The organism is Promicromonospora sp. Marseille-Q5078, assembly GCF_050315395.1.
Lineage (GTDB): Bacteria > Actinomycetota > Actinomycetes > Actinomycetales > Cellulomonadaceae > Isoptericola.
On record NZ_JBNPQG010000001.1, the window covers coordinates 2,036,815 to 2,060,251 of the forward strand.

The window sequence follows — 23,437 nt, forward strand, 5'->3', positions numbered from 1 at the left end:
CACGCGTTCGGGGTCTTGCTCCGGGTGTGGCGGAAAGCTGGTGGGTGGGGGCGGGGTCTGGTCCGCAAGCACACTGTTGGGTCCTGAGGCAATCGGCGTCCCTTCCTGGTGGTCGGCACGGGTTTCGTGCTGGCTGGTGGGTGGGCGATGGTGAGGGTCTTGTTGGATCTGCATGGTTACGGGTCGTGGGCCTGGTGTGAACCGCTTCGGTGGGTCTCCTTCGGGGGGCTGGTGCCGGGGTAGGCGTGCCGGTGGGTTCACGGGTTCGTCCGTTGCTTGAGAACTGCACAGTGGACGCGAGCATCCCAGATGTTCAGTACTGGTCTGGTCGGCGCGTGGTGGTGGTCTTCGGACTGGTTGCCGCGTTGTTGGTCGGGCTGGTTTTCTGATCTCTGTGAAATATTGTAGTGTGTCGAAGTTTTTAAGGGCACAGGGTGGATGCCTTGGCACTAGGAGCCGAAGAAGGACGTTGTAGCCTGCGATAAGCCTCGGGGAGTTGGCAAACAAGCTGTGATCCGAGGATGTCCGAATGGGGGAACCCGGCTGGGGTCATGCTCAGTCACCTGCATCTGAATACATAGGGTGTAGGGGGGAACGTCGGGAAGTGAAACATCTCAGTACCGACAGGAAGAGATATTCCGTGAGTAGTGGCGAGCGAAAGCGGATGAGGCCAAACCGTGTGTGTGTCAAGCTGTCAGGCGTTGCACATGCGGGGTTGTGGGACCTTCTGGAGGAGTCTGACAACTCTTCAGCCAGTAAGAAAGCCGTGTCATAGTCGAACCGCATTGAAAGGCGGACCGTAGAGGGTGTGAGTCCCGTAGGCGAAATGTCGCGGCCTGGTAGAGGGGATCCCAAGTAGCACGGGGCCCGAGAAATCTCGTGTGAATCTGGCAAGACCACTTGCTAAGCCTAAATACTACCTAGTGACCGATAGCGGACAAGTACCGTGAGGGAAAGGTGAAAAGTACCCCGGGAGGGGAGTGAAATAGTACCTGAAACCGTGTGCCTACAATCCGTCGGAGCCTCCTTAGCAGGGGTGACGGCGTGCCTTTTGAAGAATGAGCCTGCGAGTTAGTGCTCGGTGGCGAGGTTAACCCGTGTGGGGAAGCCGTAGCGAAAGCGAGTCCGAATAGGGCGATTCAGTCGCCGGGTCTAGACCCGAAGCGAAGTGATCTAGCCATGGGCAGGTTGAAGCGCCGGTAAGACGGCGTGGAGGACCGAACCCACTTAGGTTGAAAACTGAGGGGATGACCTGTGGTTAGGGGTGAAAGGCCAATCAAACTTCGTGATAGCTGGTTCTCCCCGAAATGCATTTAGGTGCAGCGTCACGTGTTCCTTGCCGGAGGTAGAGCTACTGGATGGCCGATGGGCCCTACCAGGTTACTGACGTCAGCCAAACTCCGAATGCCGGTAAGACATAGCGTGGCAGTGAGACTGCGGGGGATAAGCTTCGTAGTCGAGAGGGAAACAGCCCAGATCATCGGCTAAGGCCCCTAAGCGTGTGCTCAGTGGGAAAGGATGTGGAGTTGCACAGACAACCAGGAGGTTGGCTTAGAAGCAGCCACCCTTGAAAGAGTGCGTAATAGCTCACTGGTCAAGTGATTCCGCGCCGACAATGTAGCGGGGCTCAAGTACACCGCCGAAGCCGTGGCACTCACACGTTAGCCCAGCATCGACTTGATCGATGTTCAGGTGTGTGGGTGGGTAGGGGAGCGTCGTGTGGGCAGTGAAGCTGCAGGGTGACCTAGTGGTGGAGCCCACACGAGTGAGAATGCAGGCATGAGTAGCGAATGACGGGTGAGAAACCCGTCCGCCGAATGACCAAGGGTTCCAGGGCCAGGTTAATCCGCCCTGGGTAAGTCGGGACCTAAGGCGAGGCCGACAGGCGTAGTCGATGGACAAGGAGTTGATATTCTCCTACCGGCGAAGAACCGCCCATACCGAGCCCGGTGATGCTAACCGCCCCAAACCTGTCACCGTTGCCTTCGGGCGACACCGGCAGGCGCGGCGTGGGACCCGAACCGGTAGTAGGTAAGCGTGTTAACAGGGGTGACGCAGGAAGGTAGCCCGGCGTGGCGATGGTAGTCCACGTCCAAGGTTGTAGCCCGCTCTGTAGGCAAATCCGCAGAGCACCAAGGGTGAGAACTGATAGTGACCGCGTATGCGGGAAACGGGTGATCCTCAGCTGCCAAGAAAAGCCTCGACGCGAGGTTCTAGCCGCCCGTACCCCAAACCGACTCAGGTGGTCAGGTAGAGAATACCAAGGCGATCGAGCGAATCGTGGTTAAGGAACTCGGCAAAATGCCCCCGTAACTTCGGGAGAAGGGGGGCCTGAACTGTGAACACCCTAGCGGTGGTAAGCGGGGAGGGCCGCAGAGACCAGGGAGAAGCGACTGTTTACTAAAAACACAGGTCCGTGCTAAGTCGCAAGACGATGTATACGGACTGACGCCTGCCCGGTGCTGGAAGGTTAAGAGGACGGGTCAACTTCGGTGAAGCCCAGAATTTAAGCCCCAGTAAACGGCGGTGGTAACTATAACCATCCTAAGGTAGCGAAATTCCTTGTCGGGTAAGTTCCGACCTGCACGAATGGCGTAACGACTTCTCCGCTGTCTCAACCGCGAGCTCGGCGAAATTGCACTACGAGTAAAGATGCTCGTTACGCGCAGCAGGACGGAAAGACCCCGGGACCTTTACTATAGCTTGGTATTGGTGTTCGGTGCGGCTTGTGTAGGATAGGTGGGAGACTATGATTCCCGGCCGCCAGGTCGGGAGGAGTCATCGTTGAAATACCACTCTGGCCGCATCGACCATCTAACCTCGGTCCGTGATCCGGATCAGGGACAGTGCCTGGTGGGTAGTTTAACTGGGGCGGTTGCCTCCCAAAATGTAACGGAGGCGCTCAAAGGTTCCCTCAGCCTGGTTGGCAATCAGGTGTCGAGTGCAAGTGCACAAGGGAGCTTGACTGTGAGACCGACAGGTCGAGCAGGGACGAAAGTCGGAACTAGTGATCCGGCGGTGGCTTGTGGAAGCGCCGTCGCTCAACGGATAAAAGGTACCCCGGGGATAACAGGCTGATCTTGCCCAAGAGTCCATATCGACGGCATGGTTTGGCACCTCGATGTCGGCTCGTCGCATCCTGGGGCTGGAGTAGGTCCCAAGGGTTGGGCTGTTCGCCCATTAAAGCGGTACGCGAGCTGGGTTTAGAACGTCGTGAGACAGTTCGGTCCCTATCCGCTGCGCGCGCAGGAAACTTGAGAAGGGCTGTCCCTAGTACGAGAGGACCGGGACGGACGAACCTCTGGTGTGCCAGTTGTTCCGCCAGGAGCACGGCTGGTTAGCTACGTTCGGAAGGGATAACCGCTGAAAGCATCTAAGCGGGAAGCCTGCTTCAAGATGAGGTTTCCATCCCCCTCGGGGGTGAAGGCACCCAGCTAGACCACTGGGTAGATAGGCCGGATGTGGAAGACAGGACGAAAGACTGTCGGAGCTGACCGGTACTAATAAGCCGACAACTTCACACACCCACCAAACACTGTTTGGTCAATAACATGCTACGCGTCCACTGTGCGGTTCCCGAGAAACGGGCACCAACCCCCACCACCACCAGGTGGAACGGGGTTTGACCCTGACAACTCGATAAAGTTACGGCGGTCATAGCGTTGGGGAAACGCCCGGTCCCATTCCGAACCCGGAAGCTTAGCCCTTCAGCGCCGATGGTACTGCCCTCGAGAGGGGGTGGGAGAGTAGGACGCCGCCGGACACCCATTCACGAAAGGCCCACCCCCGCACGCCGGGGGTGGGCCTTTCGCATACCCAGATTCAGGCCGGACCCTGATCAGGACGCTGTCGGGCGGTAGGGGGCGGTCGGGCGGTGACGTGGGCCGTGCCGTTCGCCGGCGTGACGCGGGCCCTCGACGTTGAGGCGTCCGCATGGCCTGTCGCGTGATCCGCTTGGCGGGGCGTGATCCTGGGCCTTGTTCCAGTGCGTCCTCTCACACGGAGTGAGGGGGCCTGGACAGTCCTCGGCTGGCGCTGGCGTGGGAGAATACGGGCTGTGTCGGCGTCGGAAGGAACACCGTGAACGAATCACCGCGGGACGAGAACAAGGGCGGTGCAGGCGGTCGAGCATCGTCCTCCCGTGGCGGAAGTGCGCGCTCGGGCGGGCATGACGGCGGACGTACGGGGAGGTCGTCGAGTGCGGGCCGCGATCGCGGGTCGGACCGGGGCTCGGGCGACGAGCGCCGGCGTCCTGACCAGTCGCGAGGCGGCTACGGTACCGACTCCGGACGCCCACGTGCGGAGCGGGGCGGGCGACCTGCCGGCGGCGACGACCGCGGCGGGCGTTCCGGCGACCGTCGGCACGGCGAGGAGCGCCAGGACCGGCGCGGCGGCCCGACCGGAGACCGCGGAGCGGACCGGCGTGGCTCGGACGCGCGCGGTGCGAGGCCGTCGACGGGCCGGCCCGATCGTCGGTACGGCGAGGAGCGCCAGGACCGGCGCGGTAGCTCGACCGGAGACCGTGGAGCTGACCGACGCGGGTTCGGCGCGCGGACGGAGAGGCCTACGACCTCTCGGCCCGACCGTCGCGACGAGCGCTCCACGAGCCGCGGGGACGACCGTCCCGCGCGCGGCGGTGCGCGGCGGTACGACGGGCGTCCCGACGACCGGGAGCGCACCGGTGGCCGTCGTGACGACCGGGAACGAACCAGCGGTTCGCGCGACGGCCGGGGATATTCGGGCGATCGCCGTGACTCGCGTGACTCGCGTGACTCGCGTGACTCGCGTGACTCGCGTGACTCGCGTGGAGGCGGACCGCGCCAGGGCTATCGTGCCGACGGCGCGCGCAGCGGCGGCGGAGATCGAGGCCGCGCCGGCGCCCCCGCCCGCGGAGGCTCCGGCCCGTCCCGCTCGGGTGGCCCGGCACGTTCCGGTGGTGCGGGTCGCCCCGCACGCCTGGCGACGGGCGCCGAGCGGCGCCCGCGGGTCGTCGAGCCGGAGATCGACGAGGACGTGACCATGGGGCAGCTGGGGCGTGAGGTCCGCGGCCGGCTGCGTGGTCTGACGAAGGAGAACGCGGAGAAGATCGGCCTGCACCTGGTGATGGCGGGCCGCCTCCTCGACGCCGACCCCGAGCGGGCGTACGAGCACACCCAGGCGGCGGTGCGTCGCGGCGGCCGGGTCGACGTGGTGCGCGAGGCCGCGGGAATCGCGGCGTACCGCACCGGCCGGTTCGCCGAGGCGCTGCGCGAGCTGCGCACGGTGCGACGTCTGAACGGCTCCTCGGAGCACCTGCCGGTCATGGCGGACGCGGAGCGCGGCCTCGGGCGTCCTGAGCGTGCGCTCGCCCTCGCCGCGAGCGAGGAGGCGCGCACGCTGGACGCGGAGGGGCGCACCGAGCTGGCGATCGTCGCGAGCGGGGCACGGTCCGATCTCGGCGAGCACGACGCGGCCCTCGCGGTGCTCGACCGCATCCCGGCCACCGAGCGTCGGGGCGACCTCGGCGTGCGCGTGCTCCAGGCCCGCGCCGCCGCGCTCGAGGCCGCAGGGCGCGTCGAGGAGGCCGCCGAGCTCCTCGCCGGCGTGGACCCGGCCGCGCTCGAGCGGGCCTCGGGCGTTTCTGCGGACGAGGACGACGTCGTGGTGTTCGACATGTACGACGAGGCTGCGGAAGACGAGGCTGCGGACGACCTGACATCCGAGGGCGGGACGACGGAGTCCGAGGAGGTCCCCGAGGCCGACCCGGAGGCACCGGAGGGGGAGGCGAGCGCGCCGGACGAGGGGCGCGCATGACGGCGACGCTGGGGCGCAGCGACGTCCCGCTCGCGGAGGCGCACGACCTCGCGCTCGTCGACCTCGACGGCGTGGCGTACCGCGGGCACCTTCCGATCGGGCACGCCGCGGAGAGCCTGGCCGGGGCGCGGTCGGCGGGCCTGCGGCTGGTGTTCGTGACGAACAACGCGTCGCGCGAGCCGGAGGAGGTGGCCGGTCAGCTCACCGGCCTGGACATCCCGACGCGGGCCGACGAGGTGCTGACGGCCGCCCAGGCGTGCGCCGCGCTGCTCCGCACGCGGCTCGCGCCCGGTGCCCGCGTCCTCGTGATCGGCGGTGCCGGGCTGCGGACGGCCGTCACGGCGGCCGGCCTGACGGTCGTCGGCTCGGCGGACGACGCCCCGGACGCCGTGGCGCAGGGCTATGCCCCGGGTCTGGCGTGGGAGGACCTCGCCGAGGCCGCCTACGCCGTGGCGGGCGGCGCGTGGCACGTCGCGAGCAACCTCGACCTGTCGTTGCCGACGGCGCGCGGGTTCGCCCCGGGGAACGGGGCGCTTGTGGGTGCGGTCGTGGCCGCGACGGGGGTCAGCCCGGACAGCGCCGGCAAGCCGTCGCCGGCCATGTACCGGATGGCCGTCGAGCGGGCGGGCGCGGAGCGCCCCCTCGTGATCGGCGACCGGCTCGACACCGACCTCGCGGGCGCCCGCTCCGACGGGTACCCCGGGCTGCACGTGCTGACCGGCGTGTCCTCGGCCCGCGACGCGGTGCTGGCCGAGCCGGGGCTCCGGCCCGACTACCTCGGCGGCGACCTGCGGGCGCTCCTGGAGGCGCACCCGCGTCCGGAGCGTTCCGCGGAGGGCTGGTGGACGTGCGAGGGCCGCGCCGCGCGCGTCGTGGACGGGGCTCTCGAGCTGGACCGGTCGGGGCCGCACGGGATCGATGTGGTGCGTGCCGCCTGCGCGGCCGCGTGGGACGCCGCTGACGCGGGCAGACCGGTCGACCCGGCGACGGTCCCGGAGCTGCGGGCCTGACCCGGTCGGCCGCAGGGGCCAGGTCCGTCGCCGTGCGACGGGTCCGTGACGGACCTGGTCGCGGGCTGTGCGTCGTGCGCGACACCTCGGCGCCAGCGGGTAGCGTGGTCCCGGACCTCGGACGGCGGCGTCGTTCCCGGAGCAGCAGCCGCCCTCGGCCCGGCGGTCCGCGCGCACCCGGCTCGGGTGCCGGCGACGAGACCACGACCGCGAGCGGCAGGGAGGGACCATGACGCAGGACTCGGCGACGCCCGGAGCCGCCGGCCCCGGCGGCACGCCCGCAGCGGACCCGTCGCCGGACGAGGCGCCCGCGCCCGGTGCGCTCGACCGCCTGGACGGCCTCGACGACCTGCCCGTCGGGGAGCACGTCGAGCGGTTCACGCACGTCCACGACGTGCTGCGCGCCCGCCTCGACGGGCGGGAGGAGCAGGGCGACACCGGCCCGGACGCGGGACCGGCGCGGTGACGCCGGAGGCGCGCACGGACTCGGAGCTCGTCCGCCGCGGCCTGGCCCGCTCCCGGCGCCAGGCCGTCGAACTGATCGGGGCGGGCCGGGTACGGCTGGGCGACCGCCTGGTCACGAAGGCGTCCACCGTCGTGCCGGAGGGCGCGGCGATGACCGTCCTCGCGGACCCGCACGACCCGGGGTACGCGTCGCGGGCGGGCGGCAAGCTGGCCGGGGCGCTCGACGCGCTCGAGGCGGACCCGGAGGGCCGCGACCTGCTGCGGTCCGTGGACGGCGGCTGGTGCCTGGACGTCGGGGCGTCGACGGGCGGCTTCACCGACGTGCTCCTGCGGCGGGGGGCGCGGCACGTGGTCGCGCTCGACGTCGGGCACGACCAGCTGGTCCCCGCGCTGCGCGCCGACCCCCGCGTGACGGTGGTCGAGGGGTTCAACCTGCGCGACCTCACCCCCGCGGACCTCGAGCGTGCCCCTGACGTCGTCGTGGGCGACCTGTCGTTCATCTCGCTGACGCTGGTGCTCGGGCCGCTGGCCTCGGTGCTCGGGCCGGGCTCCCAGGCACTCCTGCTGGTCAAGCCCCAGTTCGAGGTCGGGCGGGATCGTCTGGGCAGCGGCGGCGTGGTCCGCGACCCCGGCCTGCACGCCGAGGCCGTGCGCACCGTCGTGCGCGCGGCGGCCGACCACGGCCTCGCGACCCACGCCGTCGTGCCGAGCCCGCTCCCCGGGCCCAGCGGCAACCGCGAGTACTTCTGCTGGCTCCGCCCGGCGCGAGGCGGCCCGCCCGACGACGGCGCGACCGGGACCGCGCTCGAGGCCGCGCTCTCCGCGGCGGTCGGCTGGAGTCCGGGGGAGCCCGACTCGCCGCCGTCCGTCCCGCCCGTCCTGCCCGTCTTCTCGATCGGAGGAGCACCGTGAGCCGTCGAGTCCTCATCGTCACCCACGGGGGTCGCCCGGAGGCCGTGGCGGCCCTGTCCGAGGCCGTGCGAGAGCTCACCGAGGCCGGGTTCGAGGTCGCGCTGCACGACGACGACCTGGCCGAGTCCTTCGGCGACCACATGGCCGCCGCCCGTGCGCGGGAGGGGGTCACGGAGTCCGAGGCCGTCATGGTGCTCGGCGGCGACGGCACGATCCTGCGGGCCGCCGAGCTGACGCACGGCACCGGGGTGCCGCTGCTGGGCGTCAACCTCGGCCATGTCGGCTTCCTCGCCGAGAGCGAGCGCGACGACCTGCGCCATGCCGTGCGCCGGCTCGCCGCCCGCGACTACGAGGTCGAGGAGCGAGCGGTCGTGGACATCGCCGTGCACCTGCCCGGCGAGGACACGCCGCGGACCGGGTGGGCGCTCAACGAGGCCACGGTGGAGAAGGCCAGCCGGGAGCGCATGGTCGAGGTGGGCATCGCCGTCGACGGCCGCCCGCTGTCGTCCTTCGGCTGCGACGGCGTGGTGATGTCCACGGCGACCGGCTCGACGGCGCACGCGTTCTCGGCGGGCGGGCCCGTGATGTGGCCCGAGGTCGACGGCGTGCTCCTGGTGCCGCTGTCCGCGCACGCGCTGTTCGCGCGGCCGCTGGTGATCGGCCCGCGGTCCACCTACACCGTGAAGGTGCTCGAGCGCAGCCCGGTCCCGGCGGTGCTGACCTGCGACGGCCGACGACGCATCGACCTGCCCGTCGGGTCGTGGGTCGAGGTGCGCAGCGGTGCGCTGCCGCTCCGGTTCGCGCGCCTCTCGCACGCGCCGTTCACCGACCGGCTGGTGTCGAAGTTCTCGCTGCCGGTGGTCGGCTGGCGGGAGCTGGCGGCGAAGCGGCCCGACCACCGGGCGCCGGATCGAGCGGACCAGGCCGAGCAGGACGGGCCCTCGGACGGGTCCGCGCACGAGAAGGAGGCGTGAGGTGCTCGAGGAGATCGCGATCGAGAACCTGGGCGTGATCCGCGCCGCCCGGGTGTCGCTGGCCGACGGCCTGACCGTCATCACAGGCGAGACGGGCGCGGGCAAGACCATGGTGCTCACCGGGCTGGGGCTGCTCATGGGCGGCAAGGCGGACGCCGCCGCCGTGCGCCCCGGGGCCGACGGCGCCGTCGTCGAGGGCCGGCTGCGGGTCGCCGCCCACCCCGCCGTCTCGGCGCGGGTCGACGAGGCCGGTGGCGAGGTGGACGACGACGGGACGGTCGTCGTGCTGCGGACGGTCGCGGCGGCGGGCCGCTCCCGCGCCCACCTCGGTGGCCGCGGCGTGCCCCAGGCCGTGCTGGCGGAGATCGCCGACGAGCTCGTGACGGTGCACGGCCAGGCCGACCAGCTGCGCCTGCGCACGGCGGCGAAGCAGCGCGAGGCCCTGGACGCCTTCGCCGGTCCGGACCACCAGGACGGGCTGGACGCGTACCGCGCGGCGTGGACGGAGCGGGCCGGGCTGCTGGCCGAGATCGCGGACCTCACCGCGCGGGGCGCCGAGCGCGCCCGCGAGGCGGAGCTGCTGCGCCTGGGCCTCGCCGAGGTCGAGCGGGTGGACCCGCGGCCGGGGGAGGACGCCGAGCTCACGACGCTGGTCGGGCGGCTCGGCAACTCCGAGCAGCTGCGGGTCGCCGCGCAGCAGGCGCACGACGCCGTCGCGGGCGACGACGTGGAGACCGAGGGCAGCGCGGTCGCGGCCGTCGAGCGGGCGCGGCGCGCGCTCGAGGCGGCCGCGCACGACGACCCGGCGCTCGGCGGCCAGGCGACCCGGCTCGCGGAGGCCGGCTACCTGCTGGGGGACGTCGCGACCGAGCTGTCGGCGTACGTCGACGACCTGCAGGCCGACCCCGCGGGCCTCGAGACCGCGCACGCCCGGCTCGCGGAGCTCAACGCGCTCACGCGCAGCTACGGGGAGACGGTCGACGACGTGCTGCGCTGGGCGAGCGACGCCGGGCTGCGCCTCCTCGACCTGGACGACGGCGGCGAGCGGCTCGCGTCGATGCGCGAGCGCACGACCGAGCTGGACGCCGAGCTGACCGCCGCGGGGGAGCGGCTCACGGCGGGGCGCCGATCCGCGGCCGAGGCCCTGTCCGAGGCGGTGACGCAGGAGCTGTCCGGCCTCGCGATGAAGGGCGCCCGGCTGGTGGTCGACGTCGTGGCCGCCGACGAGCCGGGCCCCTGGGGCGCCGACCAGGTGTCGTTCCTGCTCGAGCCGCACCCCGGCGCGCCGGCCCGGCCGCTCGGCAAGGGCGCGTCCGGTGGCGAGCTGTCGCGCGTGATGCTGGCCGTCGAGGTCGCGCTGGCGACCGCGCGGCTCGAGTCGGCGGGCGGGGACGGCCGCCCTGCCGTCCCGCTGCCGACCTTCGTCTTCGACGAGGTCGACGCCGGCGTGGGCGGTCGCGCCGCCGTCGAGGTGGGCCGCCGGCTCGCGACGCTCGCCCGCAGCACACAGGTGGTCGTCGTGACGCACCTGGCCCAGGTGGCGGCGTTCGCCGACACCCATCTCGTGGTGACGAAATCCACGTCCGGCGGCGACGACGCACGCGAGGACGACGGCGGGGTCACCGTGACCGGCGTGCGCGCGGTCGCGGACGACGACCGGGTGCGCGAGCTCGCACGCATGCTCTCCGGGCAGGAGGAGTCCGCGACCGCGCGCCAGCACGCGGTCGAGCTCCTGGAGTCCTCCACCGTGGGACGATAGGGGCGATGAGAATGATCCTGCGCAAGTCCGAGCGCGCCCCCGACGCCGGCGACGACGGCCCCGACGTGACGGGGCCCGCCCGGGTCGGGACGCGGACCAAGGACCTGACCAAGCGGCTGCGTCCCGGCGACGTGGCCGTCATCGACCACGTCGACATCGACCGGGTCGCGGCCGACGCCCTCGTGGCCGTCGCGCCCGCCGCGGTGCTCAACGCCGCGCGCTCGACGTCGGGCCGCTACCCGAACGCGGGTCCGGGCATCCTGATCGAGGCGGGGATCACGCTGGTCGACGACCTGGGGCCCGCGGTGATGTCGCTGCCCGAGGGCGCCGTCGTGCGCATCGACGGCGGCGCCGTCCGCGTCGACGGCACCACCGTGGCCGAGGGGGTCCGGCAGACGCCGGACACGGTCGAGGTCGACATGGCTGCGGCGCGCGAGGGCCTCTCCGCGGAGATCGAGAACTTCGCCGAGAACACCATGACCTACCTGCGGCGCGAGCGGGACCTCCTGCTCGACGGCGTCGGCGTGCCGGACGTGCGGACGACGTTCGACGGCCGGCACGTGCTCATCGTCGTGCGCGGCTACCACTACCGCGAGGACCTGGCGATGCTGCGGTCCTACATCACCGAGAACCGGCCGGTGCTGGTCGGGGTGGACGGCGGCGCGGACGCGATCATCGACGCCGGCTGGCGGCCGGACATGATCGTCGGCGACATGGACTCGGTGTCCGACCGGGCGCTGTCGTCCGGCGCGGAGATCGTGGTGCACGCCTACCGCGACGGCAACGCGCCGGGGCTCGACCGCGTGGAGGCGCTCGGCGTCGAGCCGGTGGTCTTCCCGGCGACGGGCACCAGCGAGGACATCGCCATGCTGCTCGCCGACGACAAGGGCGCCGAGCTGATCGTCGCGGTCGGGACGCACGCGACGCTCGTCGAGTTCCTCGACAAGGGGCGCGCCGGCATGGCGAGCACCTTCCTCACGCGCCTGCGGGTGGGCGGCAAGCTCGTGGACGCCAAGGGCGTGTCGCGGCTGTACCGCACCCGGATCTCCAACCTGCAGCTCACGCTGCTGTCGCTGGCGGGCGTCGCCGCCGTCGTCGCCGCGCTGTGGTCGACCGCCGCGGGGCAGACGATCTTCGGGATCGTCGGTGCCCGGATCGACGACCTCGTCTCGTGGGTGGGTAGCCTCTTCGGCGGGTGACGTCCCTCCGTACCCCGCCTGGCGCCCGCCCCACCCGACCCGACAGAAGGAACCTCTGCCGACCGTGATCGACTTCAGGTACCACCTCGTCTCGCTGATCTCCGTGTTCCTCGCCCTCGCGGTGGGCATCATCCTCGGTGCCGGCCCGCTGCAGGGCGCGATCGGCGACCAGCTCACCGACCAGGTCGACGCGCTGCGCACGGAGCGCAACACCCTGCGCGAGGAGCTCGGCGAGGCGCAGACCACCGCCGAGGAGCAGCGCCGGTTCATCGACAGCGCCGGCGACCAGCTCGTGGCCGGATCGCTCGCGGGCAAGCGCGTCGCGGTCGTCGAGGTCGACGAGGTGAACGACGCGACGCGGCAGGCGGTGCTCGACCAGCTCGACGCGTCGGACGGGACGGTCGTCGCGCAGGAGCGCCTGGCGGGTTCGTGGACCTCGGCCGACGAGCTGACCATGCGGGAGACGGTGGCGGACGGCCTGCGCGAGAAGCTGCCGGACGACGCCATCGACGGCGTGATCGACGGCGAGTCCGGCACGGCCGAGCTGCTCGCCGCGTCGCTCACCGTGGCCCTGACGGACGCCGCCCCCGGGCAGTCGGACTCGTTCAGCGACGCCGCGCTCGAGCAGCAGCACCTGCTGGAGCAGGTGGGCCTCGTGGAGCAGGTGGCGGAGCCGAACGCCCCGGCGGACGCGATCCTGCTGCTCTCGGGCGGCGGCACGGCGGAGGACGACGACACGCAGACGCAGGACGCCGACCCGGAGCAGACCGGGATGGGCGCGCTCTCGGCGCTGGCGGGGACGTCCGCGCAGATCGCGGGGACGTCGGTCGTGGCCGGCCCGACGACGCAGGACGGCGACCTGGTCGCCACGGTCCGCGCGGACGACGACCTCGCCGACCTCGTGAGCACCGTGAGCGGCGTGGAGCAGACCGCGGGGCAGATCGTGGTGCCGCTCGCGATCGCGGCCCAGGAGGCCGGCACCGTCGACCAGTACGGCTTCGAGGACGGCGCGACCGTGCTGCCGCCGGTGGTCGAGCAGGGCGCGCCGCAGGGGAACGGCTGATGGCCGGCGGGATCGGGGCGCTGCTGCGCGGCGCCGTGGTGGCCGCGGCCGGCACGACGCTCGTGCGCCGCGCGCTGGAGACCGACCCGCCCGGGGGGGCCGCGCGGTGGACCCGCACGAACCACCGGGGCGAGCCGGTGAGCATGCTCGAGGGGCCGTCCGTCGCCGCGGGGCTCGTCGCCGGGACGCTCGCCGCCGGCGGCGGCCGCGAGCGGGCCGGCGCGGCGGTGGCCACCGCCGGCGCGGCGGCGTTCGGGCTCGTGGACGACCTCGCCGAGGACACCAGCACCCGCGTCAAGGGGCTGCGAGGCCACCTGGGGGCGCTCGCCGAGGGGCGCCTCACGACCGGCGGCCTCAAGGTGCTCGGTATCGGCGCGACGGCGCTGGCCGGCGCCGCGATCGGCACCCGGCGGCGCGGTGGGGCGGCCGGGCACCTGGTAGACGTCGCGGTGAACGGCGCCCTGGTGGCCGGCACGGCCAACCTCCTCAACCTCCTCGACCTGCGCCCGGGCCGCGCGCTGAAGGCGTCCGCGGCGCTGAGCCTGCCCGTCGCGTGCGGCGGCGCGGGCTCGGCGACCGGCGTCGTCCTCGGGGCCGCGGCCGTCGCGGCTCCCGGCGACCTCGCCGAGCGCGACATGCTGGGCGACGGCGGGGCGAACGCGCTGGGCGCGCTCGTCGGCGCGCAGTGGGCGTTCGGCGCCCCGCGCGCGGTGCGGCTCGCCGCGCTGGCGTCCGTCGTCGGGCTGACCCTCGCCTCCGAGCGCGTGAGCTTCTCGGCCTTCGTCGACCGCACCCCGTGGCTGCGCCGCGCGGACCGGTGGGGACGCCGGGAGGACGCGGCGGCACAGGGCGCGATGGCACAGGATGCTCCGACGGGGGAGTGACGGCATGACGTCGCGCCCGGGCGGGCTGCGGGCCGCGACCCAGACGCTCGCGGGGGCCGCCGCCATGATCACCGTGGTCACGGTGGCGAGCCGGCTGGTCGGGTTCGCCCGGTCGCTGGTGCAGTCGAACGCGGTGGGCACCGAGGGGATCGGCGCCGCCTACCAGGCCGCCAACCTCCTGCCCAACGTGCTCTTCGAGGTGGCCGCCGGCGGGGCGCTCGCGGGATCCGTGGTGCCGTTGCTCGCCGGCCCGATCGTGCGGCGGGCGGGGACCGAGGTCTCGCGGATCGCGTCGGCGATGCTCGGGTGGACGCTGGCCGTCCTCGTCCCGGTCGGGGCGCTGCTCGCGATCCTCGCCCACCCGATCTCCCTCGTGCTGTGGCCCCAGGACCCCGAACTGGTCGACGTCACCGCGACCTTCGTGCGCGTGTTCGCGCTCCAGGTCCCGCTCTACGGGATCGCGGTCGTGCTGGGCGGCGTGCTCCAGGCGCACAAGCGTTTCTTCTGGCAGGCCTTCTCGCCGCTGCTGTCGAGCCTGACGGTCATCGCCGTGTTCCTCGTGTTCGCGCATCTCGCCGACGGGGACCAGAAGGACGTGGCCGCGTTGTCCGGCGAGGCGATCGCGTGGCTCGGCTGGGGCACCACGGCAGGGGTCGCGGTCCTCGCGCTGCCGCTCGTCTCCCCGGTGCTGCGCGCCGGCGTACGACTGCGGCCGACGCTGCGCTTCCCCGGCGGGGAGGGCGCGCGCGCCCGGAACCTCGCCTTCGCCGGCGTCGGCGCGCTCGTGGCCCAGCAGCTGTCCGTGCTCGCCATGCTCGGCGCGTCGTCACGGTTCGGCCCGGAGTCCACGTTCACGACCTACTGGTTCGCGCAGCAGGTGTACCTCCTGCCGTACGCGGTGCTCGCGTTCCCGCTCGCGACGAGCACGTTCCCCCGCCTGGCGGAGCACGTGGCGCACGCCCGGCACGACGCCTTCCGGGGGCTCCTCGCGACGACGACGCGGATGCTTCTCGTGGTCGCCGGCGTGGGTGTCGCCGCCCTGGTGGCGGCGTCGGCAGCGGTCGAGGTGGTGTTCACCGGGATCGCGACCGGATCCGTCGCCGGGCTCGGGGGCGCGGTCGCCTGGATGGCCCCGGGGATCTTCGGCTTCTCGCTGATCCTGCACCTGTCCCGCGCGCTGTACACGATCGACCGGCAGCGCGCGGCGGTGGCCGTGACGGTGACGGGCTGGGCGGTGGTCGCGGTCGCGGCGTTCGCGCTGCCCGCGCTGACCGGGGCCCGTGACCAGCCCGGGGTCCTCGCTCTGCTGGGCCTGGCCACGTCGATCGGCATGACCGTCGCCGGGGCAGGTCTCCTGGTCGCGACCTGGCGCCTTGCCGGGAGCGACGCCGTCCGCGGCGTGCCACGCACCGTGGCGGTGCTCGTCGCGCTGACCGCCCTGGGTGCCTGGGCGGGCTCGCTGGTGTCCCGGGCGCTGCTGCCACCGGACGGGGGGATCCCGGCCGCGCTGGGTGTCGGCGTCCTCGCCGCGCTCGTCGCCGGCGTCGTCGTGGTCGGCGGCTCCCTGCTCGTCGACCGGTCGGCCGTCATGGGGATCGTCCGGCGCCGCGCCAGGTCCGCGGAGTGACCTGACGCACCGCGCGGCCCGCGTGCCGCTGCCGGAGCCGCTGTTAGGATGGAGTTCCGTGGCCGACACCGCGAACAGACTCCAGCCCCGCTCCTCCAGCCGTACAGGTGCGACGCACCAGACACGACACATCTTCGTGACGGGGGGTGTGGCGTCGTCGCTCGGCAAGGGCCTCACCGCCTCCTCGCTCGGGCGCCTCCTGCGCTCTCGGGGCCTGCGGGTCACGATGCAGAAGCTCGACCCGTACCTCAACGTGGACCCGGGCACGATGAACCCCTTCCAGCACGGCGAGGTCTTCGTCACCGAGGACGGCGCCGAGACCGACCTCGACATCGGGCACTACGAGCGGTTCCTCGACATCGAGCTGCCGGCCTCCTCGAACGTCACCACCGGCCAGGTCTACTCCCGCGTGATCGCCAAGGAGCGCCGCGGCGAGTACCTCGGCGACACGGTGCAGGTCATCCCGCACATCACGGACGAGATCAAGTCCCGCATGCGCGACCAGGCGGGCGCCGACGTCGACGTCATCATCACCGAGATCGGCGGCACGGTCGGCGACATCGAGTCCCAGCCGTTCCTCGAGGCCGCCCGCCAGGTGCGGCACGAGCTCGGCCGCGACGACTGCTTCTTCCTGCACGTCTCCCTGGTGCCGTACATCGGCCCGTCGGGCGAGCTGAAGACCAAGCCCACCCAGCACTCGGTGGCGGCGCTGCGCTCCATCGGCATCCAGCCCGACGCGATCGTGCTGCGCTCCGACCGCGTGGTGCCGGACGGCATCAAGCGCAAGATCGCGCTCATGTGCGACGTCGACAACGAGGCCGTCATCAACTGCGCCGACGCGCCGTCGATCTACGACATCCCGCGGGTCATCCACTCCGAGGGCCTCGACGCGTACGTCGTGCGGCGCCTCGACCTGCCGTTCCACGACGTCGACTGGGACGGCTGGAACCGCCTGCTCGAGCGCGTGCACGAGCCGGAGCACAACGTCGAGATCGCGCTCGTCGGCAAGTACATCGACCTGCCCGACGCGTACCTGTCGGTGACCGAGGCGCTGCGCGCCGGCGGCTTCGACAACGACACCAAGGTCGGGATCCGCTGGGTGGCCGCGGACGACTGCCAGACGCCGGCGGGCGCGCAGGAGGCGCTGGAGGGCGTCGACGCGGTGCTGGTGCCCGGCGGGTTCGGCGTGCGCGGCATCGACGGCAAGATCGGCGCCCTGCGCTGGGCGCGCGAGAACCTGGTGCCGACGCTCGGCATCTGCCTCGGGCTGCAGTCGATGGTCATCGAGTACGCGCGCAACGTGCTCGGCCTCGAGGACGCCTCGTCCACGGAGTTCGACCCGAACAGCACCCACCCGGTGATCGCCACCATGGCGGAGCAGCTCGCGATCGTGGGCGGCGACGGCGACCTGGGCGGCACCATGCGGCTCGGCGCCTACGAGGCGCACCTGGGCTCCGGCTCCGTGGTCGCGAAGGCGTACGGCAGCGAGCGGGTCTCCGAGCGCCACCGTCACCGGTACGAGGTCAACAACGCCTACCGGGCGCAGCTCGAGGACGAGGGCCTCGTGTTCTCCGGCACGTCGCCCGACTCGAAGCTCGTCGAGTTCGTCGAGCTGCCGGCCGACGTGCACCCGTACTACGTGAGCACCCAGGCCCACCCCGAGTTCAAGTCGCGCCCGACGCGGTCCCACCCCCTCTTCTCGGGGCTGGTCGCGGCGGCGCTCGTGCGCCAGGGCGGCCAGGCGTGACGGTGCCGCCCGCCGCGGCGGGGGGCGCCTCGTCGGTCGCCGACGAGGCCGCCCCGCGCCCGGTCGTGCGCAGCGAGGTGCTGCATCGCGGCCGGATCGTGGACCTGGTGCGCGACGACGTCGACCTCGGCGACGCGGGCACGGTGACCCGGGAGTACGTCGTGCACCCCGGGGCGGTCGCGATCGTCGCGCTGGACGACGCCGACCGGGTGCTGCTGCTGCGCCAGTACCGCCACCCCGTGCGGGCGCAGCTCTGGGAGGTCCCCGCGGGCCTGCTCGACGTCGACGGCGAGCCGCCCGTCGAGGCCGCCGCGCGCGAGCTCGCCGAGGAGGCGGACGCGACCGCGCAGCAGTGGCACGTCCTGGCCGACTTCGCGTCGTCGCCGGGCAGCAGCGACGAGGCCGTGCGCATCTTCCTGGCCCGCGGCCTCGGCGACGTTCCGGCCGGCTCCCGCCACACCCGCACGGCCGAGGAGGCCGGCATCGAGGTGCGCTGGGTGCCCCTCGACGAGGCGGTGGCGCGGGTGCTCGACGGCAGCCTGCACAACCCGTCCGCCGTGGTGGGCGTCCTCGCCGCCGCGGCGAGCCGGGCGGGGGGCTGGGCGTCCCTGCGGCCGGCGGACGCGCCTTGGCCCTCCCGGCGCGGGGCCTGAGGGCCGGTAGGCTCCACAGGCGTGCGTGACGCCACCGACCGAGCCGCCGGTCCCGACGACGCCCCGGCGGCGTCGGGGAGCCCTGCGGTGCGCGTGCTGGGCCCCGTCCGGGTCCTCGGGCCCGACGGCGCCGGCCGGTCGCCCCGCGGGGCGCGGTCGGCGGCGCTGGTCGTGCTCCTCGCCCTCGCGGGCGACCACGGGATGTCCTCGACGACGCTCGTCGACCGGCTCTGGCAGGAGGACCTCCCCGCCGACCCGCGGGCCGCGCTGCAGAACCTCGTCTCGCGCCTGCGTGCCGTGTCCGGGCGCCGCGTCGTGCGCGCGACCGAGACCGGGTACGCCCTGGGCGTCGCCTCGGACCTGGCCGTGGTGCGCGACGCGCTGACGGCCGCCCGCCGGGAGATCGTCTCGGGGGACCCGGCGGTCGCCGCGGCCGTCGCGGGGCGGGCGCTGGGCCTGTGGTCCGGGACGCCCGGCACCGACCTCGAGGGCGGCGAGTTCGCCGCCGTGGCGCGCGAGCTGGCGACGGTCGCGGAGCGCTGGCGCGACGAGCTGCGGGTGGTGCGCCGGGACGCGGCGGAGGCCGCGGGGGAGCATGCCGTGGTCGCCGAGCTCGCCGGGGCGGACGTCGCCGCCGACCCCACGGACGAGGACGCGGCCCGCGCGCTCATGGGTGCGCTCGGGGGTCTCGGCCGGCCCGCGGAGGCGCTCCGCGTGTTCACGCGCCTGCGGTCGGTGTTGGTGCGCGAGCTGGGGAGCGAGCCCGGCCCGGCGACGGCCGCGCTGTACGACCGCCTCGCCGCCGCCGTCGCGCAGCACGGGGCCGAGCCCGGGCCGGGCGCACCGCCGGGTGCGGGCCCGTCCGGGTCGGCGGCCGGCGTCGCCGCCGGGGAACCGCCTGCCCTGGGGGTCGGCACCGCCCGCGGGCTGCGGACCTACCCGACGCCCCTGCTCGGCCGCGAGGACGACGTCGCCGCTGTGCTGGAGGCGCTCGGCGCGGCTCGCCTGGTGACGGTCCTGGGCCCGGGCGGCCTGGGGAAGACCCGGCTCGCGCAGGAGGTCGCCCGACGGGCCGTGGCGCGCAATGCGCTGGTGGTCGTGGTCGAGCTGGTCGGCGTGCGCGCCGACGACGACGTCGTGCTGGCGCTCGCGGACGCCCTCGGCCTCGCGCCCGGGGCCGGCTCGCTACGTCTGGCCGAGCGGCTCCAGGCCGGCGACCTGGCGACCCAGGTCGCGGCCCGGCTGCGCGACGCCGACGCCCTCGTGGTGCTCGACAACTGCGAGCACGTGGTGGAGGGCGCGGCCCGGTGGGCCGCGACGCTGCTCGACGCGTCCCCGGGGCTGCAGGTGCTGGCCACGAGCCGCACTCCGCTCCTGCTCGAGGGCGAGGTCACGTACGCGCCGGAGCCGCTCGGCTCCGACCTGGCGGAGGCCGACGGCGGCCCCGCGGTGCGCCTGTTCGTCGAGCGGGCCCGCGCCGTGCGCCCCGACGCCCTCCTCGAGCCGGGGGCGGTGGCCCGGCTCTGCGAGCGCCTGGACGGGCTGCCGCTGGCGATCGAGCTCGCGGCCGCGCGCGTCCGCACCCTGAGCGTCGCGGAGGTGGACGCCAGGCTCGACGAGCGGTTCGCCCTGCTGCGGGTGCGCGACCGCTCCGTCCCGGACCGGCACCGCACGCTGGAGGCGGTGCTGGACTGGAGCTGGAACCTGCTCACGGCCGGCCAGCAGGCGCTGTGGCGGCGCGCCGCCGTCCTGCCGGACGGCTTCTCGGCCGAGGCTGCACGGGCCCTGGTGCCCGACGCGTCCGGGTGGCAGGTGGACGACGACGTCGCCGCGCTCGTGCTGCAGTCGCTGGTGCGGGTCGAGGAGGCCGACGGGGCGACCCGCTACCGCATGGTCGAGACCGTGCGGGAGTTCGGGCTGCTGCGGCTCGCCGCCTCCCGGGAGGAGGCGGCGACGGAGGACGCCGTGCTCGGGTGGTCGACCACGGTCGCGCGCCGGTGCGCCTCGCGCCTGCTGACGCCCGGGCAGCGCGAGGCGGTGGCCGAGCTCGCCCGCGAGCAGGAGAACCTCCTGTTCGCGGTGCGCCGCGCGGTGGACCGGGGGAGGCCGGACGCCGTCGTGCACGGCTTCGTCGCGCTGCTCGGCAGCTGGACCTCGCGGGGAGCCGAGGAACGCGTCGTCGGGCTCGCCCCCGTCGTGCTCGACTCGCTCGCCGGCTGGCCGGTCCCGGAGGAGCACGCGGACGCCACCGCGATCGCCCTCGTGGTGATCGCCGGGGCCTCCGTCTTCGGGGCGCCCGAGCGGGCGGCGCGGCCGCTGGCACGCCTGCGCCGGCTGCTGCGCACCAGCCGGTCCGTGGGGACGCGCACCCGCGACCTGGCCGGCCTGGTCCTGGCCCGGTCGCCGGAGGAGGTCGCCGACGTCCTCGCACGGCTGCAGCGCTCGGACGACGGGTACACGTCGCTGCTGGCGCACATGTTCGAGGCGCAGCAGCGCGAGAACGACGGCGAGCTGACGCGCGCCGTGGAGCTCGCCGGGACGGCCCACGAGGTCGCCCGCCGGCTGGAGGACCCCGCGGCCACCGCGATGACGGCGATGGTGGTGGCCTCCTTCATGGCGGAGCAGGGCGACGCCTCCGCGGCCGCGGGCTGGGTCACCGCGGCGCGCGACGGGCTGCTGGCGATCGGCGCCGACGAGATGCAGCGTCAGGTCCAGTGGATCGAGCTCAGCGCGGCGCTGACGCTGGAGGACCTGCCGGCGGCCGAGGCGACGGTCGCGAGCATGGCCGAGGCGCTCGAGGGGACCCGGGGCGCGCAGGCGACGGAGACCGTCGCGGTGCTCGAGCTCGGGCGGGGCGAGGTGGCGTGGCTGCGCGGGGACCGTGACGCGGCGCTGGCCCACTTCTCGCGGTCGGTGACGGCCTTCGGCGCGGGACAGCCCCCGGGGGACGCCGCCCCGTGGTTCCTCATGGCGGCGTCGGCCACGCTGGTGCGGCGGGTCCAGGCGGGCGCGGAGGACGACGACGGCCTCGTGCGGCGGATCGTCGAGGTGGGGCGCCGGGTGCGTGGCGGGGGCCGCGGGTTCGTCGACCGACCGGTGCTCGCGACGTCGTCGGTCGGCGTCGCGTACTGGGCCTGCCTCGGGGACGGGCGCTCGGGGCGGCCGGACCCCGACCGCGTGGCCGCGGGTGCGGAGCTGCTGGCGCTCGCAGGTCGGCTCGGCGCGCGCCAGGACCTGCCCGCCCTCCGGACGCGTCGTCTGCGGGACTCCGTGGTGGACGCCCTCGGCGATGCCGGCGCCGACGTGGTGCGAGCGGCCGAGGAGCGGGCCGCCGCGCTGGGCCGCGGCGACCTGGTGCCGCGCGCGGAAGAGCTCCTGGTCCGCCTCGCGGGCGAGGCGGGCCAGGAGCTCGGGCCCGGCGCTGCTCAGGCCTTCTTCATGTAGCTCCGCACGGCGAGCGGGGCGAAGATCGCCACGACGACGGCGCAGCTGAACAGCGCGATCCCGACCTGGCCCGTCACGGAGCCGGTGCTCGCCAGGTCGCGCACGGCGGTGATCAGGTGCGACACCGGGTTGACGTTGACGAAGCCCTGCAGCCAGCCGGGCATGGTGTCCACGGGGACGAAGGCGTTCGACAGGAACGTCAGCGGGAAGAGCACCAGGAACGAGATGCCCTGCACGGACGACGCGGACCGGGCCACGACGCCGAGGAAGGCGAAGATCCAGCTCAGCGACCAGGCGCACACGACGACGAGGAGGCCGGCGAGCAGGACGCCGCCCACGCCGCCGCCCGGCCGCCAGCCCATGATGAGGCCCATGACGATCGTGAGCGTCGTGGCGATGAGGTAGCGCACGGTGTCCGCGAGGAGGGCGCCCGCGAGCGGGGCGATGCGGGCGATGGGCAGGGACCGGAACCGGTCGAACACGCCCTTGTCCATGTCCTCGCGCAGCTGCGTGCCGGTGACGGCGGACGTCGTGATGACGGTCTGCACGAGGATGCCGGGGATGTTGATCGGCAGGTAGCTCGCCACGTCGCCGGCGATCGCGCCGCCGAAGATGTACGTGAACATCAGCGTGAAGATGATCGGCTGCACGGTGACGTCGATGAGCTGCTCGGGCGTCCGGCGGATCTTGATCAGGCCGCGGCGAGCCATGGCGAGCGAGTCGGCGACGCCCTGGCGGAGGGTGACGCGGTTGCGCAGGGTGCGTGCGGCGCCCGGGACGATGCGCCCGCCGGGCGCGACGGGCGCCGCGGGGGCGGTGGTCAGCGTGGTCATGCGGAGATCTCCTCGAGCTCGGGGGAGCCGGCCGCGGCTCGGTCGGTCGTGGCTCGGTCGGTCGTGGCCTGGTCGGTCGCGTCGTGGCCGGTCAGGGTCAGGAACACCTCGTCGAGGGTCGGCTTGTCCATCGACAGCCCGTCGAGGTCGACGCCGGCGCCGCGCAGACGGACCAGGAGGTCCGTGACGCGGGCCGGGTCGGCGACGGGCACGGTGAGCCGGCGCGCCTCGGGGGACGGGGTGGCGGCGACGCCGAGCACGTCCTGCACGGCCTCGAGCGCGGCCGGCAGGTGCTCGGGCTGCAACAGGGTGAGCTGCAGGGACTGCTGCCCCACGGACGACTTGAGCTCGTCGCCGGTGCCCTCCGCGACGACCTGCCCGCGGTCGATGACCGCGATGCGGTCGGCGAGCTGGTCGGCCTCGTCGAGGTACTGCGTGGTGAGCAGCACGGTGGAGCCCGTCTCGACCAGGCGGCGGATGGTCTCCCACATCTGCGCGCGGGTGCGCGGGTCGAGTCCCGTGGTGGGCTCGTCCAGGAAGAGCAGCGGCGGCTGGGCGATGAGGCTGGCCGCGAGGTCGAGGCGCCGGCGCATGCCGCCGGAGAAGTTCTTCAGCGGGCGCGCGGCGGCGTCGGTGAGGTGGAACTCCTCGAGCAGGTCACGGGTGCGGCGCGTCGCGGCGGCGCCCTTGAGGCCGTTGAGGCGGCAGAACAGCAAGAGGTTCTCGGTGGCGCTGAGCGTCTCGTCGACGGACGCGTACTGGCCCGTCACGCCGATGAGCTGCCGCACGACGAACGGCTCGCGCGCCACGTCGTGGCCGAACACGGAGGCGCGGCCGGCGTCGGGACGCAGGAGGGTCGCCAGCATGCGGATCGTGGTGGTCTTCCCGGCCCCGTTCGGGCCGAGCACCCCGTAGACCGTGCCGGTGGCGACCCGGAGGTCGACCCCGTCCACGGCGCGGTTGTCGCCGAAGATCTTGACGAGGCCCTCGGCCTCGATCGCGGTGGTGGTCATGGCTCCACCCTGCGCGGCGGCGCTCGCAGCCGGCTGTCACGGCGCTGTCACGGCCTCGCGC

The 23,437-nt window shown here is 73.2% G+C and carries 15 protein-coding genes and 2 rRNA genes; 15 read left to right on the forward strand and 2 right to left on the reverse strand.

The genetic code is table 11. The annotated features are described in order from the left end of the window. Window positions 1–410: 410 nt before the first annotated feature. From ACQFYA_RS09420 to ACQFYA_RS09490, 15 genes are all read left to right on the forward strand, one after another. Window positions 411–3,524: ribosomal RNA gene (locus tag ACQFYA_RS09420) — 23S ribosomal RNA — on the forward strand. A 122-nt stretch (window positions 3,525–3,646) separates the two neighbouring features. Next, window positions 3,647–3,763, forward strand: a 5S ribosomal RNA gene (gene rrf, locus ACQFYA_RS09425). Between the two features lie 1,256 nt (window positions 3,764–5,019). Next, window positions 5,020–5,793 (forward strand): hypothetical protein, encoded by a 774-nt coding sequence (locus tag ACQFYA_RS09430; RefSeq protein ID WP_499123373.1) that lies wholly within the window; start codon window positions 5,020–5,022, stop codon window positions 5,791–5,793. Further along, entirely contained in the window at window positions 5,790–6,803 is a 1,014-nt protein-coding gene (locus ACQFYA_RS09435) for an HAD-IIA family hydrolase (RefSeq protein WP_499123375.1), read from the forward strand. The genes ACQFYA_RS09430 and ACQFYA_RS09435 overlap by 4 nt, the downstream gene beginning before the upstream one ends. Window positions 6,804–7,032: 229 nt before the next feature. Beyond that, window positions 7,033–7,269, forward strand: coding sequence for a hypothetical protein (locus ACQFYA_RS09440; protein ID WP_499123377.1), 237 nt, complete (start codon window positions 7,033–7,035; stop codon window positions 7,267–7,269). After that, the gene (locus ACQFYA_RS09445) at window positions 7,266–8,180 is read left to right on the forward strand and encodes a TlyA family RNA methyltransferase (protein ID WP_499123379.1); all 915 of its coding nucleotides are present in this window, start codon (window positions 7,266–7,268) and stop codon (window positions 8,178–8,180) included. Before ACQFYA_RS09440 ends, ACQFYA_RS09445 begins: the two co-directional genes overlap by 4 nt. Beyond that, window positions 8,177–9,154 carry an NAD kinase gene (locus ACQFYA_RS09450; RefSeq protein ID WP_499123382.1) on the forward strand — a complete coding sequence of 326 codons (978 nt, stop codon included), beginning with the start codon at window positions 8,177–8,179 and terminating at the stop codon, window positions 9,152–9,154. The genes ACQFYA_RS09445 and ACQFYA_RS09450 overlap by 4 nt, the downstream gene beginning before the upstream one ends. A gap of 1 nt (window position 9,155) precedes the next feature. Continuing rightward, window positions 9,156–10,913: a DNA repair protein RecN gene (recN, locus tag ACQFYA_RS09455; protein WP_499123384.1), complete on the forward strand. Its 1,758-nt coding sequence runs from the start codon at window positions 9,156–9,158 to the stop codon at window positions 10,911–10,913. Window positions 10,914–10,918: 5 nt separating this feature from the next. Further along, a complete protein-coding gene (gene steA / locus ACQFYA_RS09460) occupies window positions 10,919–12,112 on the forward strand; it encodes a putative cytokinetic ring protein SteA (protein WP_499123386.1) in 1,194 nt (397 codons plus the stop codon). Window positions 12,113–12,176: 64 nt separating this feature from the next. Continuing rightward, a complete protein-coding gene (locus tag ACQFYA_RS09465) occupies window positions 12,177–13,175 on the forward strand; it encodes a copper transporter (protein ID WP_499123389.1) in 999 nt (332 codons plus the stop codon). Beyond that, window positions 13,175–14,059 (forward strand): hypothetical protein, encoded by an 885-nt coding sequence (locus tag ACQFYA_RS09470; RefSeq protein WP_499123390.1) that lies wholly within the window; start codon window positions 13,175–13,177, stop codon window positions 14,057–14,059. The genes ACQFYA_RS09465 and ACQFYA_RS09470 overlap by 1 nt, the downstream gene beginning before the upstream one ends. A 4-nt stretch (window positions 14,060–14,063) precedes the next feature. After that, complete coding sequence (gene murJ, locus ACQFYA_RS09475) at window positions 14,064–15,686, forward strand: murein biosynthesis integral membrane protein MurJ (RefSeq protein ID WP_499123392.1); 1,623 nt, start codon at window positions 14,064–14,066, stop codon at window positions 15,684–15,686. Window positions 15,687–15,744: 58 nt separating this feature from the next. Continuing rightward, entirely contained in the window at window positions 15,745–17,433 is a 1,689-nt protein-coding gene (pyrG, locus tag ACQFYA_RS09480) for a CTP synthase (protein ID WP_499123393.1), read from the forward strand. Next, a complete protein-coding gene (locus ACQFYA_RS09485; protein WP_499123396.1) occupies window positions 17,430–18,086 on the forward strand; it encodes an NUDIX domain-containing protein in 657 nt (218 codons plus the stop codon). Before pyrG ends, ACQFYA_RS09485 begins: the two co-directional genes overlap by 4 nt. Window positions 18,087–18,107: 21 nt before the next feature. Further along, window positions 18,108–21,530, forward strand: coding sequence for an AfsR/SARP family transcriptional regulator (locus ACQFYA_RS09490; protein WP_499123399.1), 3,423 nt, complete (start codon window positions 18,108–18,110; stop codon window positions 21,528–21,530). Here ACQFYA_RS09490 and ACQFYA_RS09495 read toward each other — a convergent pair. Both ACQFYA_RS09495 and ACQFYA_RS09500 read right to left on the reverse strand, forming a co-directional pair. Beyond that, window positions 21,512–22,363: an ABC transporter permease gene (locus tag ACQFYA_RS09495; protein WP_499123401.1), complete on the reverse strand. Its 852-nt coding sequence runs from the start codon at window positions 22,361–22,363 to the stop codon at window positions 21,512–21,514. The genes ACQFYA_RS09490 and ACQFYA_RS09495 overlap by 19 nt on opposite strands. Beyond that, window positions 22,360–23,376, reverse strand: coding sequence for an ATP-binding cassette domain-containing protein (locus tag ACQFYA_RS09500; RefSeq protein WP_499123404.1), 1,017 nt, complete (start codon window positions 23,374–23,376; stop codon window positions 22,360–22,362). Before ACQFYA_RS09500 ends, ACQFYA_RS09495 begins: the two co-directional genes overlap by 4 nt. Window positions 23,377–23,437: the final 61 nt, after the last annotated feature.